General features: G+C 39.4%; 14 protein-coding genes and 1 tRNA gene. 14 read left to right on the forward strand and 1 reads right to left on the reverse strand.

The window, feature by feature from the left end; genetic code table 11:
- The first annotated feature begins 276 nt into the window (after nucleotides 1-276).
- The 7 genes from D8M04_RS08715 to carB all read left to right on the forward strand — a co-directional run bounded on the left by D8M04_RS08715 (nucleotide 277) and on the right by carB (nucleotide 10,126).
- Nucleotides 277-1,236, forward strand: coding sequence for an alpha/beta hydrolase (locus tag D8M04_RS08715; RefSeq protein ID WP_121522537.1), 960 nt, complete (start codon nucleotides 277-279; stop codon nucleotides 1,234-1,236).
- Between the two features lie 319 nt (nucleotides 1,237-1,555).
- On the forward strand, nucleotides 1,556-2,596 hold the full coding sequence (argC, locus tag D8M04_RS08720; protein ID WP_121522538.1) for an N-acetyl-gamma-glutamyl-phosphate reductase: 1,041 nt from the start codon (nucleotides 1,556-1,558) through the stop codon (nucleotides 2,594-2,596).
- 17 nt (nucleotides 2,597-2,613) lie between these two features.
- Nucleotides 2,614-3,840: a bifunctional ornithine acetyltransferase/N-acetylglutamate synthase gene (gene argJ, locus D8M04_RS08725; RefSeq protein ID WP_121522539.1), complete on the forward strand. Its 1,227-nt coding sequence runs from the start codon at nucleotides 2,614-2,616 to the stop codon at nucleotides 3,838-3,840.
- Nucleotides 3,841-3,849: 9 nt separating this feature from the next.
- Nucleotides 3,850-4,650 (forward strand): acetylglutamate kinase, encoded by an 801-nt coding sequence (gene argB, locus D8M04_RS08730; RefSeq protein WP_121522540.1) that lies wholly within the window; start codon nucleotides 3,850-3,852, stop codon nucleotides 4,648-4,650.
- On the forward strand, nucleotides 4,643-5,836 hold the full coding sequence (locus D8M04_RS08735) for an acetylornithine transaminase (protein WP_121522541.1): 1,194 nt from the start codon (nucleotides 4,643-4,645) through the stop codon (nucleotides 5,834-5,836). Before argB ends, D8M04_RS08735 begins: the two co-directional genes overlap by 8 nt.
- Entirely contained in the window at nucleotides 5,833-6,915 is a 1,083-nt protein-coding gene (locus D8M04_RS08740) for a carbamoyl phosphate synthase small subunit (RefSeq protein ID WP_121522542.1), read from the forward strand. Before D8M04_RS08735 ends, D8M04_RS08740 begins: the two co-directional genes overlap by 4 nt.
- Complete coding sequence (carB, locus tag D8M04_RS08745; protein ID WP_121522543.1) at nucleotides 6,902-10,126, forward strand: carbamoyl-phosphate synthase (glutamine-hydrolyzing) large subunit; 3,225 nt, start codon at nucleotides 6,902-6,904, stop codon at nucleotides 10,124-10,126. Before D8M04_RS08740 ends, carB begins: the two co-directional genes overlap by 14 nt.
- Nucleotides 10,127-10,196: 70 nt before the next feature.
- Here carB and dat read toward each other — a convergent pair whose 3' ends face one another.
- Nucleotides 10,197-11,063: a D-amino-acid transaminase gene (gene dat / locus D8M04_RS08750; protein WP_121522544.1), complete on the reverse strand. Its 867-nt coding sequence runs from the start codon at nucleotides 11,061-11,063 to the stop codon at nucleotides 10,197-10,199.
- Nucleotides 11,064-11,264: 201 nt separating this feature from the next.
- On the opposite strand from dat, the gene D8M04_RS08755 reads away from it, so the two are divergent.
- From D8M04_RS08755 to trmL, 7 genes are all read left to right on the forward strand, one after another.
- A tRNA-Gly gene (locus tag D8M04_RS08755) sits at nucleotides 11,265-11,338 on the forward strand.
- Between the two features lie 204 nt (nucleotides 11,339-11,542).
- Nucleotides 11,543-13,246: an ABC-ATPase domain-containing protein gene (locus D8M04_RS08760; RefSeq protein WP_121522545.1), complete on the forward strand. Its 1,704-nt coding sequence runs from the start codon at nucleotides 11,543-11,545 to the stop codon at nucleotides 13,244-13,246.
- A 191-nt stretch (nucleotides 13,247-13,437) separates the two neighbouring features.
- A complete protein-coding gene (gene queG, locus D8M04_RS08765) occupies nucleotides 13,438-14,580 on the forward strand; it encodes a tRNA epoxyqueuosine(34) reductase QueG (protein ID WP_121522546.1) in 1,143 nt (380 codons plus the stop codon).
- 2 nt (nucleotides 14,581-14,582) lie between these two features.
- Nucleotides 14,583-15,101 (forward strand): methylated-DNA--[protein]-cysteine S-methyltransferase, encoded by a 519-nt coding sequence (locus tag D8M04_RS08770; RefSeq protein WP_121522547.1) that lies wholly within the window; start codon nucleotides 14,583-14,585, stop codon nucleotides 15,099-15,101.
- A gap of 61 nt (nucleotides 15,102-15,162) precedes the next feature.
- Nucleotides 15,163-15,447 (forward strand): DUF5316 family protein, encoded by a 285-nt coding sequence (locus D8M04_RS08775; protein WP_121522548.1) that lies wholly within the window; start codon nucleotides 15,163-15,165, stop codon nucleotides 15,445-15,447.
- Nucleotides 15,448-15,502: 55 nt separating this feature from the next.
- Nucleotides 15,503-16,351 carry an amidase domain-containing protein gene (locus D8M04_RS08780; protein WP_121522549.1) on the forward strand — a complete coding sequence of 283 codons (849 nt, stop codon included), beginning with the start codon at nucleotides 15,503-15,505 and terminating at the stop codon, nucleotides 16,349-16,351.
- Nucleotides 16,352-16,555: 204 nt separating this feature from the next.
- Entirely contained in the window at nucleotides 16,556-17,029 is a 474-nt protein-coding gene (trmL, locus tag D8M04_RS08785) for a tRNA (uridine(34)/cytosine(34)/5-carboxymethylaminomethyluridine(34)-2'-O)-methyltransferase TrmL (RefSeq protein WP_121522550.1), read from the forward strand.
- Nucleotides 17,030-17,265 lie beyond the last annotated feature (236 nt).

The following is a 17,265-nucleotide window of genomic DNA, read 5'->3' on the forward strand; positions in this document are numbered from 1 at the left end:
CACTAGGCATCGTTCGAATTGGTCTTTTGATACACACTTTTGTCCCAGCTTCTTCTTTATTTTTTCGATTCAATATGAACTATGTCCGTGATTCAGAAACAGCGACTAAGTCGGTTATTTAAAATCAAGGGGTTAAATAGCTAGTAAGGAGATATGATATTAGTGGCAAGACTTCCCATGATTGGTTTCAATTGCTTAGAAAAAATGGTACGAATCCTTCTTAAGTGATAGTATAATAGAATTAGTAAATCCACCCAGAGATAGGAGAAAAAATATGTGAAGCGAAAGAAAGTTATCATAAGAAGCGCCGTAGGGTTTCTAGCTGTCTTATTATTCGCTAATTTTGCTATTGGTTATTACTTGTATGATTTAGCAATTGCTCGGAACGTGAAGGAATTTCTGAGTGGCAATCAAGATTTGGAAGTCTCTGCAGAAGCCATGGATGTTTTTACACAAGGCGGCTGGAAAGACTGGGTACGAAGTCATCAGTTCGAAAGATGGAATATAGAATCGGAAGACGGATTAATCCTGAATGGATATTACTTAGAAGCAGAGGAGCCAACAACTAAGACCGTTGTATTTGCTCATGGATACTTAGGACGAGCAAATGATATGGGGCTATTTGGCCAACGTTACTACGAGGATTTGGGATATAATATGTTTACTCCAGACCTAAGAGGACACGGAGAAAGTGAAGGGGATTATATTGGATTTGGCTGGCCAGATCGTTTGGATATAGTTGCATGGGTTGATAAAGTAGTGGAAGAACTTGGGGACAACGTTGAGATTGTCTTGCACGGAGTATCGATGGGAGCGGCTACGATGTTAATGGCAAGTGGAGAAGAATTGCCATCTAATGTGAAAGCCATTGTGGCAGATAGCCCTTATTCCAATGTATATGATCTATTTTCTTATCAGCTGGACCGGATGTTCCATTTGCCAGAATTTCCTATTCTTCCTACAACTGGCTTGGTTACAAATGTAATGGCAGGCTACAATTTTAAAGAGGCCTCCGCGTTGAATCAAGTAAGGAAAACAGAGATTCCTATTTTATATATTCATGGAAGCAATGATACATTCGTACCGACAGAAATGACTGAAGAGTTGTATGAAAACACAAATAGTGAGAAAGAACTCTTGATTATAGATGGTGCTAGTCATGGAGAATCGATTATTTTAGCTGAGGATAAATATTTAGAAACATTATATAGATTTTTAGATAAACATATGGAATAAAACAGGATGCTACTCCACAAAGTGGGGAGGCATCCTGTTTATTTTAGAAAGGGACAGTAAAGCCACGAATTCCTTAGTGCAAGGATAAACATTAAGATAAGCAGAGATGAACTGCTCCTTCAACCGATTTCAATCGTGGAGGAAATGCAAAGCCCTGTACTGATTGAAGTTTCATTTTATACATATATTATACAGAAACAAGATGTTATTTCTGTATATAATGCATAAATATAAATATTTTTTAATATTTATACTTGCGTAATAGAGTTTTAATCTCTATAATAATGAATAATTCATACAAACGAAAGGAAGTTATTCATTGAAGGAAGTAGCAATTATAGGTGGCACAGGATATGGGGCAATAGAATTAATACGGTTACTTCAAGCGCATGAGTATATGCATCTCAAAAAGATTATTTCCCACTCACAGCATGGACAGCAAATTACGAGTAGTTATCCGCATCTTCATGGTGTAATTGTAGAACCAATGGAAAAATTAGATATTGAAAGTTTAATAGATGAAGTTGACATCGTTTTTCTTGCAACTCCAGCAGGGGTAGCAAAGGAAATTGTACCTCTTTTACAGGAGACTTCCCTTCAATGCATCGATCTTTCAGGAGACTTAAGGCTGAACAATAGAAAAGAATATGAAACATGGTATGGCAAGGAAGCGGCACCTCAGAAGACAATTGATGCAGCTGTATATGGGTTATCGGAAATTTATAAGGAAGAAGTACAGCAAGCAAAAATTATCACAAATCCTGGTTGCTTTCCAACCTCTGCTTTACTTGGGTTAATTCCAGCAGTCAAGCACCGTATCATTTCACTAGATTCCATTGTTATTGATGGGAAAACAGGGGTGTCTGGAGCTGGTGGGAAAGCTTCTGCTATGACACATTTCTCAGAGACGAATGAAAATGTAAAACCATATAAAATCGGAAAACATCAGCATATCCCGGAAATAGAGCAATACTTATCAGAAATTGCGAATGAATCGATTACAACAACATTTACGACCCATCTTATTCCGATGACAAGAGGATTAATTTGTACCATTTACGGAAAGCTTACAAAACCAATGTCAACTAAGGAAATCATAGATTTATACCAATCCTATTATGAAGGGCATCCATTTATAAGAATCAGGGAAGAAGGGATTTTCCCTACAACAAAAGAAGTTGCCGGAAGTAATTATTGCGACATTGGCATTTGTGTAGATGAACGAACAAATCAGCTTATTATTGCCTCTGCTATAGATAATTTAGTTAAAGGAGCAAGCGGTCAAGCGATTCAGAATGCTAATTTAATGAATGGATGGGAGGAAGGACACGGACTAGGGTTCGTTCCTGTTTATCCGTAATAAGGGGGACAAATCAAGTGATTACAACTAAGAAAGAAAAGGTGAAGATTAAAAGTGATGGACATGTAACCAGTCCAAAAGGATACAAAGCAGGCGGCGTTCACTGTGGGATTCGCAAAAAAAGACTTGATTTTGGCTGGATCCATTCAGAAGTCCCTGCCACGGCAGCGGGAGTGTATACATTAAATACTTTTCAGGCGGCACCATTAAAAGTAACAAAGGAAAGCTTGGAAAAAGAAATGAAAATCCAAAGCGTTATTGTGAATTCGGGAAATGCCAATTCTTGTACAGGGGAACAAGGGCTTAAAGATGCATTAGAAATGCAAAAATTAGCTGCAGAGAAATTCGCGGTACAAAAGGATTATGTGGCTGTAGCATCCACAGGGATTATTGGAGTCCCGTTAGAAATGGAAAAAATAAAAAAAGGCATAGCTGCAATTAATGATGGATTAAATGAGGATCCTGTGAATTTTGAAGAGGCAATACTAACAACGGATACAGTTACAAAACAAGTAGCTGTAGAACTTGAAATTGATGGAAAGCTTATAACAATAGGGGGAGCTGCAAAAGGCTCCGGAATGATCCATCCAAATATGGCTACGATGCTTGCCTTTATTACTACAGATGCAGCGGTGGAAGCGGAGAGTTTGCAAAGTGCTTTAAGACAGACGACGAATCAATCGTTTAACATGATTACCGTTGATGGTGATTCAAGTACAAATGATATGGTGCTATTAATGGCGAATGGAAAGCAAGATAATATTCCACTGCATGAAGCACATCCAGAGTGGAACGTGTTTTTAGAAGGTTTACAGATTGTCAGTGAGCATCTGGCAAAACAGATTGCCAGAGACGGAGAAGGAGCGACTAAGCTTCTCGAAGTAACGGTAAAAGGAGCACCAACCGACATTGCTGCAAGACAGGTAGCAAAAGCTGTTATTTCTTCCAATCTAGTAAAAACAGCAGTTTATGGAGCAGACCCAAATTGGGGAAGAATTGTTTGTGCTGTAGGCTATAGTGAGCAACCGATTGACCCTGATAAGGTTTCGGTAGCAATTGGCGATATCGCAGTAGTGAAAAATGGCCTTGCACTTCCTTTTAACGAGGATGACGCAAAGCAATATATGCAAAATGAATATGTGCAACTAACGGTTGAATTAAACAACGGACTACATGAAGCAACTGCATGGGGCTGTGATTTAACCTATGATTACGTCAGAATAAATGCTTCTTACCGAACATGAGGTGAGTATATGGATAAAGTGATTTTTAAGATTGGTGGAAGTATCTTGGATGAACTGCCAGCTGATTTCTACCAAACTATTGTTTTCTTAAAAAAATCAAAACAATGTGACCCTGTAATCGTTCATGGAGGTGGACCTGCTATTAATAAGGAGTTAAGCAAGTCTCAAGTAAAAAGTGTCTTTCATGATGGATTACGGGTTACAACGAAAGAAGTATTAAGGATTGCTGAAATGGTCATGAGTGGTTCTATCAATAAAGAAATCGTAAAACAAGTGGTTCAGGCAGGGGGAGTTGGCTTCGGATTAAGTGGTGTAGATGGCAGCATACTTAAAACGGTACCCTATGATCCATCAGGTAAGCTTGGGTTTGTAGGAGAAGTAGAAGAAGTAGAGGTAGGATGGTTACAGCTATTAATAGAAAATGGTGCTATTCCTGTCATCTCACCAATTGGAATCGGAGAAGACGGGCAGCATTATAATGTGAATGGAGATGTAGCTGCAGCAAGAGTAGCAGCCGCTTTAGGGGGCACATTGGTATTTATTAGTGATATACCGGGTGTTCTGGAAACAAAGGATGAAAATGAAACACTGCATAGCTCTTTAACAAATCATGAAATTACTACCATGATTGAGTCTGGAGTCATATATGGCGGTATGATACCCAAAGTTAAGTCAGCAATTGAAGCCTTAAAAGCAGGTGTCAAGGAAACCGCGATTATAAACGGGCTAAATCCAACAGATATAACGGATTTTCTTAGTGGGAAAGAAGTGGGAACGAAGATTACGATGGGAGAGGTATACCATGTCTAACACAGAAGTGAAATCTGCGGTAATGTCAACATATAGCCGCTTTCCAATAACAGTAGTTAAAGGAAAAGGGAGCCATGTATGGGATGAAGCAGGCCGCACATATCTGGATTATACATCAGGTATAGCGACATGCAATTTAGGGCATGTCCCCGATACAGTACAGGAGAAATTAAATAAACAGTTAGATTTGATCTGGCACTGTTCAAACCTTTATCACAATCCTAACCAAGAAGCACTTGCTGAGCTTTTGGCGGAAAACAGTGCATTGGATAAAGTGTTCTTTTGTAATAGTGGCGCAGAAGCGAATGAAGCAGCAATTAAACTGGCAAAGAAATATGCAAAGGATAAGGGGAATCCTGAAAGAATTGAAATAGTAACCTTTCTAGATTCTTTTCATGGCAGAACGGGTTCTGCGATGGCTGCAACAGCACAAGCAAAAATTCATGAAGGTTTTTCACCTATAACACCAGGGTTTCGCTATTTACCTTACAATGATTGCGATTCGTTAGAACAAATTAATAATGGTAAAACAACTGCAGTTTTATTAGAGTTAGTTCAGGGAGAAGGCGGGGTTCATCCAGTTAATCCTAGCTGGTTGAAGCAATTGGAAGCGGTCTGTAAAGAGAATGATATTTTACTGATGATTGACGAAATACAAACAGGGATTGGAAGAACTGGCTCTTTATTTGCTTATCAACAATACGATGTCGACCCTGATGTGATCACACTGGCCAAAGGTTTGGCGTCAGGTTTTCCAATAGGGGCAATGTTAGCGAAAGATAATGTGTCAAACTCCTTTACCCCAGGTACACACGGAAGCACCTTTGGTGGCAATCCATTGGCAACAAGTGCTGGGCTTGCAACATTAGAAGTGATTCTTAGTGAACCTATTATGGTAAATGTCATAGAGAACAGCAATTGGCTTTTCAGTGAGTTGAATCGATTAATGGAATATGAAAAACAAATAAAAGAAATTCGAGGGGTTGGCTTTTTAATTGGGATTGAAATAGCAGGTGATGTTGCAGAATGGATTACAAAATTTCGAAATAAAGGGATCCTCGTATTAGCAGCAGGACCAAAGACGATTCGGATTTTGCCACCTTTAACAACGACGAAAGAAGAGTTAGAAACATTTGTAAATACATTCCAAGCGCTTCTAAACGAGACGGGGGAGTATACAGCATGACTAGTGGATATCTCATATTAGAAACGGGTGAAACTTTTTCAGGAAATCTAATTGGTGCTGATATAGAGGTAGAAGGGGAAGTAGTATTTAACACTAGTATGACGGGCTATCAGGAAATGATAACGGATCCTTCATATAAAGGGCAAATTTTAACCTTCTGTTACCCGATTATCGGTAACTATGGGATTAATGAACAGGATAATGAAAGTGAAGAATTAGCAGTTTCAGGGGTTATTATGAATGATCTTTGTGAGGAACCTAGCCACTATCAATCTACTGCATCTTTATCACAGAAGTTAAAGCACGCGAATATTCCTGGTTTAGTAAATATAGATACACGGGCGCTTGTGGCTGTAATTCGGAAACATGGTACAGTAAGTGGTAAAATTGTCAAAACAAAAAAAGCTCAACGAAGCAGCTGGCATAAACCGAATGCAATACAGCTTGTTCATAGTGTATCCGTTAAGAAAGACGAATCCTATGGTTATGGAGAACCCCATATTGTAATGGTTGATTTTGGTTATAAAAAATCGATTTTACAAGCGCTGCTTGATCAAGGTTGCAGGGTAAGTATTGTACCTTGGAACACAACAATGGATTATATTCGCGCGTTGAATCCGGATGGTGTGTTAATTAGTAATGGTCCCGGAGATCCAATGGAGTTGACCGAGGTCTTTCCAACGATTAAGGCAATCACGGAACAGTACCCTACATTAGGAATTTGTCTTGGGCATCAGTTGATTGTACTTTCGTATGGTGGGAGAACAACAAAAATGCCATTTGGTCATCGTGGAGGAAATCATCCAGTTAAAGATTTAATTACTGGTAAAGTACAAATGACGTCACAAAATCATGGCTATGTCGTTGTGGAAGATAGCGTGGATAGCGAACAGTTCCAGATTGTATTTAAAAACGTAAATGATCAATCTGTAGAAGGAGTGAAGCACGTCCGTTTACCTGTCCAATCCGTACAGTTCCATCCTGAAGCACATCCAGGGCCAAGTGACTCAGCATATATTTTTACAGATTTTATAGGGCAAGTATTGGCAGCAAGGGGGAGAAAATATGTCACCGCATAAATCTTTGGAGAAAGTTCTTGTCATTGGTTCAGGGCCAATCGTTATTGGGCAAGCAGCAGAATTTGACTATGCCGGCACACAGGCTTGTCTTGCGTTAAAGGAAGAGGGAATTCAAGTTGTCCTGGTTAACAATAATCCAGCAACCATTATGACAGATGAGCAGATTGCTGATTTTGTTTATATGGAGCCGTTAACGGTAGAATCGATTGAAAAAATCATCGCAAAGGAAAAGCCAGACGGTCTAATTGGAACCCTTGGAGGACAAACAGGTCTAAATCTAACGGTGAAGCTTTTTGAAGAAGGAATTATAGATAAATACAATGTCCAGTTACTTGGAACATCAGTCGACTCGATTCAAAAAGGGGAGGATCGAGAAAAGTTTAGACAATTAATGATTGAAATCGGGGAACCAATTGCAGAATCAAAAATAGTGGAAACGGTAGAAGAGGGCCTCGAATTTATTAAAGAAATCGGTTTTCCGATTATTCTTCGTCCTGCCTATACCCTCGGTGGAGAAGGGGGTGGCTTTGCTTATCACGAAGAGGAGTTTGTCTCGTTGCTAGATAATGGGCTAAAGCTTAGCCCGATTCATCAAGTATTAGTGGAGAAAAGCATTAAAGGCTGGAAAGAGATAGAATATGAAGTCATGCGTGATGCCAACGATACCTGTGTGATTGTTTGTAACATGGAGAACATGGATCCAGTGGGTGTTCATACAGGTGATTCCATTGTTGTTGCACCTTCACAGACCTTATCCGATGTTCAATACCAGTTATTACGTACCTCTTCATTAAAAGTCATTCGTGCATTAAATGTTGTTGGTGGGTGTAATATCCAATTTGCCTTAAATCCAGAGTCCAATGATTACTGTATTATTGAGGTGAATCCACGTGTAAGCCGATCTTCTGCTCTTGCATCAAAGGCAACAGGCTATCCGATTGCACGCATTGCGGCAAAATGTGCAATTGGTCATTCATTAGATGAAATTATCAACCCAATTACAGGAAATACATATGCATCATTTGAACCAGCACTCGATTATATTGTTGTAAAGCTTCCTCGTTTTCCTTTTGATAAATTCACAGAGGCTGACCGAACACTAGGTACACAGATGAAAGCCACTGGTGAAGTAATGGCAATTGATAGAACGTTTGAAGGAGCCTTAAACAAGGCAGTTCGCTCGCTGGAAACAAACGTATATAGCTTAAATTGGCCAGGTATGGAGGCACGGTCACATAAAGAATTAGAAGAACTTTTAACAACCGCAAATGATTTACGTTTATTCGCTATTGCTGAGTCACTGCGCCGTGGCTGGACAGTGGAGCAAGTAATAGAGCTTACAAGCATTGATTATTGGTTTATTCGTAAACTGAAAAGAATTTTAGAATGTGAAGAGAAGCTGGCTCAGTTAAGCTGGCCGAACATCACCTATGACAATATAAAAGAAGCAAAACGATTTAATATTAGTGACGAGCGAATTGCGGAACTGCTTGGCACCACAGCGAAAAAAATGAGAGCTTATTATAAGGAAGTCGGGATAACACCTGTCTATAAGCTTGTCGATACATGTGCTGGTGAATTCGAGGCGGAAACTCCCTATTACTATTCCACATGGCATGGTGAGGATGAAGTACAAGTCATTCCAACTAATAATAAAATTCTAGTACTTGGTTCGGGTCCTATCCGTATAGGCCAGGGAGTAGAATTTGACTATTGTTCGGTGCATGCAGCTTCAGCGGTGAAAAGGCTAGGATATAAAGCGGTAGTAATTAATAATAACCCTGAGACAGTTAGTACGGATTATTCCGTTGCAGATAGCTTGTATTTTGAACCACTTGCTTTAGAAGATGTTCTAGCTGTCATTGAGAAAGAACATGTAAGCGGGGTACTCGTTCAATTTGGTGGTCAGACTGCCATTAACCTCGCAAATGCTTTAAAAGAGGAAGGCATTAATGTCTTAGGAACATTGCCAGAGAATATTGATCAAATGGAAGATAGGGAACAGTTTTATGAAGTTTTAAATGAATTAAACATACCTCATATTGCTGGCCACATCGTCCATGGGCTTCATGAGCTATCGGAATCAGCATATGAATTAGGTTTCCCAGTTTTAATTCGACCTTCCTATGTAATTGGTGGTCAATCTATGTTTATCTGTAATAACGAGAAAGAACTTTACCATTATGTCTCTCGTATACAAAAAGATACGAATGATCGCTGCTGGCCATTGCTAATTGACCAGTACCTTCCAGGATTAGAGTGTGAGGTTGATGTTATTAGTGATGGTACGAACATTGTTATACCAGGAATCTTTGAACATATTGAAAAAGCGGGCGTCCATTCCGGAGACAGTATCAGTGTGTTTCCACCTGTTTCCATATCCGATACAGTGAAAGCGGAAATGGTAGAGATGGCACATAAAATAAGTAAAAAGGTTCCCATTATTGGAATGATGAATATCCAATTTGTTTATTATCAAGATACCCTTTATGTACTTGAAGTTAATCCGCGATCATCCAGAACGGTACCAGTAATGAGTAAAGTTACAGGTGTACCAATGATTGAATGGGCGGTCAAGACCCAGCTCGGCACTCCACTGACGGAGATAACAAATGAATTTTATCTACTTCAGGAACCGGATTATTATACGATAAAAGCTCCCATCTTTTCTGCAAGCAAGCTAAAAGGAGTGGACCATGTATTAGGTCCGGAAATGAAATCAACTGGAGAAATTATTGGTATAGGTTACGAAAAGAATGAGGCATTAGAAAAAGTTTCTTCCTATGTTGGAATGGTTGGGGACGTAAAGAGAATTTTTGTTTCCATATCAGACCGATTGAAACCGGAAAGTGTCTCGATTGTTAAAGAATTTTATGAGACTGGTGCAGCTATAACTGCTACGGCTGGAACAGCAGCTTATCTGGAGCAACAAGGGATTTCTGTGGAGGATGTAGTTACAAACAAAACAGAAATTCTGGAAGGTTGGAAGAGTTCTGCACCAAATCTTGTTTTGAATATTCCAAGTCAAGGGAGAGAAAAAGAAAAAATAGGTTTCTTTATCCGTGAATTAGCTGTTCGCTATGGAGTCCCATATTTTACAAGCATTGAAACATTGCAAGTAATGGTAGAATGCCAAAAAGAAAAACATGATAGTGAAGAGATATATTCTCTGCAAGAGTACCTGGGACATACTTCAGCTCTAGAGAAGTAAAGCAAAAAGCAGATTGAAATTTTTCTCAATCTGCTTTTTGTGTACTATTTTGAGTTGACAAGGCTGAGTACTATATCGTTTGCTGTGCTTTTATATTAGCATCCACCTCATATGCTTCTTGAATTTGCTTGGTAATGCTTCCTGGCTTCCCATCTTTAATTTGGACTCTGTCAACAGAAATGATGGGGGTAACTTCTGATGTACTGCTCGATAAGAAAAGTTCATCAGCCAAATGAATATCCTCAACCGAAAATGCATCTTCTACAAATGGAATTCCTAATTCATCAGCAAAGCGTTCAATTGCCATTCTTACACAGCCATGCAAAATTTGGTTTGTAGCAGGATGAGTATAAATCGAACCGTCTTTTACCATATATACATTGGAACTGCTGCACTCTGTTACTATCCCGTTACGGTGCAAGATAGCCTCATAACTGTTCTTTTCATTTGCTTCTTGTTTGGCCATAACATTTGGCAGAAGGTTAAGACTTTTAATATAGCAATTCTCCCAGCGAATGTCGCGATGTGTAATTGCACTAACTCCGTGTTCCAGTGTTTCCAGGTTTCTAGGCTGGTCTTGAATATAAGCATAAATATTAGGCAATACGCCTTCTGGAAAAATATGATCCCTCGGTGCAGATCCTCTTGTTACTTGTAAATATAGCTTTCCATCTTTATTCATGTTATTTCTTTTTATTAATTGTAATAATAAGTTTCGAAGCTCAGATTGATCGTACGGCAGAGTGAGCTTTATTGCGTCAGCAGAACGGAATAAGCGCTCAATATGCTCATCAAAAAGATAATAGTTCCCTTGATAAATGCGGATAACTTCATATATTCCGTCACCGAATTGCATGCCGCGCTCTTCATAAGGATATCTTAAGCTATCCTTATGCGTAAATTTAGATTGAGTCATGATTATTGGATAAACAGTCATCTTTCTTCCCCTTCCCTAAATTATATCTAGTTTAAAACCTTTTGATATGCTTGTAAATAGGGAATTTTCTAATCCCTTTATTGAAGTAGATGTAAAATTAATATAAAAAATTTGTATTTTTTTTGTAAAAACCCCCTTGCAAAGAAAATCAGAGATTGTTATAATAGATTTCGTTAACAAATTTCGACTTATTTTTTATTTGCGGGTGTAGTTAAATGGTATAACCTCAGCCTTCCAAGCTGATGTCGTGGGTTCGATTCCCATCACCCGCTCCATACATATGTCTTAACGCAGTGTTTCGTACTTGGTCTACGAAGCGTTGCGTTTTTAATTTTCATCCCGATTATCTAGCGGTAAACTTCATTTTAAAGCTAGACTCACAGTATTTATCCTGCGCTTTTCCTCTTCAGTTGAACGACATTCCCTTTCCATTGTATGCTAAAAAGAAACCACACTCTATTTGAGGAGGATATCTCAAAATGAAAGAACTCTTAAAGCGATTAAAGGCAATTGATAATAAAGGTTATAAAGCATATAAAAGCATTCAAGGAACCTATTTCTTTTCTACATTTACGCTTATGATAGATTATGTACAAGGAGATCCATTTGCAACACCTTCTAGGCTGCGAATTTCTATCCCAGATACGAAACGGATTGTTCAATCCCATTGGTTGGAAACAAAACCAAGAAAAATTGCTGTCGAGGACGCTTTTGCAAGGATAATTGGAAAAGCAATTGAAGAGAGTCGCATCTCTATTAAAGGATCAGGAAAAAGCGGAATGGTGTTCTTTGATACACCCCACCAGGAGATTCTTGAAAGAACTGCAGTTCAAATTGAGAAACATCAAATTGTGGTTTGTCTTTCTGTTGGTCTTCCAGCGAATGGAAGGCGAATAAATGGTAGAGAGGCAGAGCAATTATTTTTGCAAGTTATCCCTCGGATCCTCAAAGAATCTGTTTTTAAAGTGAAGGATAAAGAATTAGAAGAAGCTATTATGCTAGCAGATCAACAAGCCATGATTCGTCAAGAAATGAGAAATAACAACTGGATTGCGTTTATTGCCAATGGTTCTATTTTACCGAGAGAAAGTGGTGTCAGTGATCGCCCGTTAAAAGATGCGGTGCCATTCCAAAGTCCAGAGGAGAATGAAGTTTCTATATCGATTCCACATCAATCTGCACCATTAAAGGGCATGGCGATTAAGAAGGGGATCACCTTAATTGTTGGAGGAGGGTTCCATGGCAAGAGTACACTACTGCAAGCAATAGAACGTGGAGCATATCCACATGTGGCAGGAGATGGCCGTGAATTCGTGTTAACAGATCCAGATGCAGTAAAAATTCGTGCGGAAGATGGAAGGAAAATAACAGGGGTAAATATTTCACCATTTATTACTCATCTTCCACATCAAAAGGATACTCGCTTTTTCACAACACCCAATGCCAGTGGCAGCACTTCACAAGCAGCAAATGTAATGGAAGCTTTAGAGATTGGTGCAACGACATTGCTAATTGATGAGGACACGAGTGCAACGAACTTTATGATTCGGGATTATCGAATGCAGCAGTTAGTCGAGAAGGAAAAAGAACCGATTATGCCATTTATTAATAAGGTTGAACAACTTCGCGATCAATTGGATGTATCTACCATTCTGGTGATGGGTGGCTCAGGAGATTACTTTGATGTCGCAGATTCAGTTATTATGATGGATGAATACGTACCTAAGAATGTTACAAAAAGGGCGAAGAGCATTATGGGAAAATATCCGTTAGAACGTGAGATGCTTGGAGACGACAATTTTGGGAAGGTGACCCACCGTTTGTTGAATCAGCATTCTTTACAGACACACAAAGGGAAGAAAAGTAAAACACAGGCTAAAGGGTTGAACACGATCCTCATGGGGAAAGTAGAAATTTCCTTCTCCTATACCGAACAATTAGTGGACACTTCTCAAACAAGAATGATTGCAGAAATTATCCAGTATTTGGACCGTACTAGAGGGTTAACAAATAAAACAATTCATGATTTACTTAAGGAAATAGAAATCAAACTGGACAAAGAAGGACTAGCATCCTTCACTCTTTATAAGGAACAGCATCCAGGAGATCTAGCACGTCCTAGAAAACATGAGATTGCGGCGGTGCTTAATCGGATGCGTACGTTAAGTGTAACGATACAGTGAAACTAAATTCAGAGGGGATTTTTGATCTTCCCCACTGAGTGTCAGCACTAAATATAAGTAAAGTGAACGAATCGGGTGTTAACTTACTATTGGGTCCCCACTTACAAATCTTATTGTATTGTCTTATTCTTGGAGTGAGGGTCCTGCAGCCCGGTTAACCAGCGACAATTTAGAAAGTAGGAGTCTGGCCCATGCGCACGGAGAGATTAAAGGAAGAAATCAAGCAATACGCAAAGGAAATCGGCATTGATAAGATTGGTTTTGCAACAGCAGATGTCTTTGGAGAATTGAGAGAGCGGTTGAGAAGACAGCAGGAACTAGGCTATCAATCGGGTTTTGAAAAAGGAACATTAGAAGAAAGAACAGAACCTCAACGTCTATTGCCAGAAGCACAGGCTATTATCTCAATCGCCCTTGCTTACCCAACAAGGATGAAAAATGCTCCAAAAAGTACCAAAGAGGAGCGACGCGGATTATTTGCAAGAGCATCCTGGGGTGTGGACTACCATCATGTCTTACGAGACCGTTTAGAAAAGCTTACTGCGTTTATCGAAGAACGCGTTCCTAACGCGGTTAATAAAATTATGGTGGATACCGGTGAGCTATCTGATCGTGCCGTTGCCGAGCGTGCAGGAATTGGGTTTAGTGGAAAGAATACCTCCATCATTACAAAGGAATTTGGCTCATTTGTGTACTTAGGAGAGATGATGACTAATATCCCATTTATACCTGATGATCCAGTAGAGGATAGCTGTGGAGATTGCCGGAAATGCTTAGACGCTTGTCCTACAGGGGCGTTGATAGAGGGAGGCCAATTAAATGCACAGCGCTGTATCGCCTTCTTAACTCAAACAAAAGACTTTCTGCCGGATGAATTCCGTACCAAAATCGGTAACCGTGTTTATGGCTGTGATACATGTCAACAAGTTTGTCCACGCAACAAGGGAGTTGACTTTCATTTACATCCAGAATTTGAGCCGGAGCATGATATTGCAAAACCGAAGCTAAAGCCGATGCTGCGAATTTCTAATCGTGAATTTAAGGAGAAATTTGGACATATCTCGGGTTCATGGCGTGGAAAAAAACCATTGCAACGAAACGCATTACTTGCACTTGGTCATTATAAGGATACAACCGCAATTGCAGAAATGATTGACGTAATGAATAATGACCCACGTCCAGTGATTCGGGGGACTGCGGCTTGGTCGCTAGGGAAGATAGGGACGAATGAGGCATTTAGAGCGATTGAAGCTGCGATGACGGCAGAAAAAGATGAAAGAGTTCTTTATGAAATGAAGAAAGGCTTGGCATTTGGAAACGAAACGGGGGCGTAAGAATGAAACTCTATTATGATGAAATCGATTCTCCGATTGGGCCATTAACTTTAATCTCTAATGGAGATCAGCTTATTCGTATTGATTATGGGCCGATGCAAAACATGAATGAAAAGCGGCTTAAATGGTTTCTTAAACAATACAGTACACCTGAATATGTTTATGACAAGGAATTATTCAAAGAAATAAGGGTCGAGATAGAAGAGTATTTTTTTGAAGGAAGAAAGACATTCTCTATCCCTCTACTGTTTCATGGAACTCCTTTTCAAAAAGAAGTTTGGCAAACGTTATTTGAGCATATTTCCTTTGGAGAGACGAAGACCTATAAAGAGATTGCAAGTCTCATTGGAAATCCGAAAGCAGTTCGTGCGGTGGGTGGAGCGATCAATCAAAATCCATTTTCTATTGTTGTCCCTTGTCATCGAGTCATTGGAGTAAACGGGAAATTAGTAGGCTACAATGGGGGGCTGGATAAAAAAGAATTCTTGCTGCAACACGAAGGAATTTTACTTAAATCATAACGAAACACATTGGTTACCATATCCGTATAATAAGATAAACATATCTCCTGGAGGGTTCGATTTGAAAAAGTCTTTCCTATTAAGTGTTGGAGTGTCTGCTATCCTTGTTATTACTGCTTTTATTACCGGTGAGCTGGATTTGTTTCGTAATATTTTATTTGGTATCGGTCTCGTTTCTTTATTGATTAGTGGCTTGTTTTCGGGGACATTTTTAACTGGCGCTGAATTAAGGGCAAATTATCATTCGGAGTCCAAAGAGAGTCGGAACGAGCGCCATCAACTCATGGGCATAGCTGGTATCTTCGCTATTGTCCCCTTAGCAGCAGCTATATGCTTCATTATATAAAATTCAGTTTTGAGCTGACTCCCCTCCCCATATACTTTTGGTGGAGGGGATTTTTTTGAAAAAAATAAAGCAATGGTGGCTAAAAGAGTTTGAATCTACTAACTCACAGAACGATTGGTGGGAAAGGAAGAAACAGCTCTGGAAGGAAAGAGATGCAGAAATCGTAAAAGTAAAAGGAAAAGGAGAAATTTTTCAAACGCTTCAATTGGAGGGGAAAACGGAGTACCGATATCTACTGCATTTAACCTATCTTATCAAGCAGAATAAACATTTTCACATAGAGGAACAGGTGATTCCACACGAGTATCGTATGAAAAATGGAAAAGTAGTGGACCATAAAGAAACAAAGAGGAATGTAACCCTCGAAATTCAACCGTCCTTTATAACAAAAGAGCGAGATAGTGTCCTTGAAGAAGAACGATTCTCCTATGATAGAAGAGCTGCAGTTCAATATGCGGAACGATGGTGGAATAGCTACAACCCAGCATACCGAATATTTGATGTGGATTGTACAAATTATATATCACAGTGTCTGCGAGCTGGTGGGGCGCCAATGCGTGGAGCACCTGTTAGAGAACGAGGGTGGTGGTATTCAGGTAGTAGTTGGAGCTATAGCTGGGCCGTTGCGCACTCTCTTAGATGGTATTTATCGGGTTCGAGGCAAGGGTTAAAAGGAAAAGAATTATACTCTGCTGAGGACTTACTTCCGGGTGATATTATTTGTTATGATTTCCAAGGTGATGGAAGATGGGATCACAATACAATTGTTGTCACAAAGGATGCATATGGTATGCCACTTGTGAATGCACACACGGATAATAGCCGTCACCGCTATTGGTCGTACGAAGATTCTAGCGCATATACACCGGATATCCAATATAAATTTTTCCGTATAGGAGAGTAGGAGTTCAAGTTCAAAAGGAGGATGAAAAGGACCGAGAAGTTCGAGGCGGCGAAGCTTTGAGCAACGGAACGTATGCATTTGATACGTGAGTAGCGGAAAAGTAAGCCAACGAAGAAATTCGAAGTGTCCTTTTCACCGGACTTTTTGAACAACCTTAAAAGTGTTATAATGGATGTTGCATTAAATTGGTTAGGAGAATGAGAAGTGAGTTTACATGTTGTATTATATCAACCAGAGATTCCTGCAAATACAGGAAATATAGGAAGAACATGTTTAGCTACAGATACAACTTTACATTTAATTAGGCCGCTTGGTTTCTCTACGGATGATAAAATGGTACGTAGAGCTGGGCTCGATTATTGGGAAAATGTAGATGTTAAAGAATATGATTCCCTAGAGGAACTATACGAGAAATATCCTGGAGCTGAATTCTATTACATTGAGAACTTTGGTGCCAAGCATTATACAGACTATAAATATAGTGATACAACAAAGGATTATTTCTTTGTGTTTGGCAGGGAGACAGACGGTATTCCAAAAGGTTTGTTGATTGGCAAAGAAGATCGTTGCCTCCGAATTCATATGAATGATAAGGTTCGCTCTTTAAATTTATCGAATACCGCTGCTATCATTATTTATGAAGTATTAAGACAGCAAGGATTTCCATCTTTAACATAAAAAGCTTCGCCAATAAGTGATACGCTTAAGGGGCATTTATACACACGCTATTTTAAGTTGAAAATAACGTGTGTTTTTTATTTATTGGCTCCTGGTGTGAATTAAAAAAAGGATTAGAGAATATAATTTCCTCTAATCCCTTGCTTGCTTGCATTTGTTCCGGGCTTGTCATAGTGCAGCATCAAGAAACACTATTACTGATTATCCTTTGGTGTTCCTGCCTTTGCATCATACCC

This window comes from Oceanobacillus piezotolerans, assembly GCF_003665065.1.
GTDB classification, from domain to species: Bacteria; Bacillota; Bacilli; order Bacillales; family Amphibacillaceae; genus Oceanobacillus; species Oceanobacillus piezotolerans.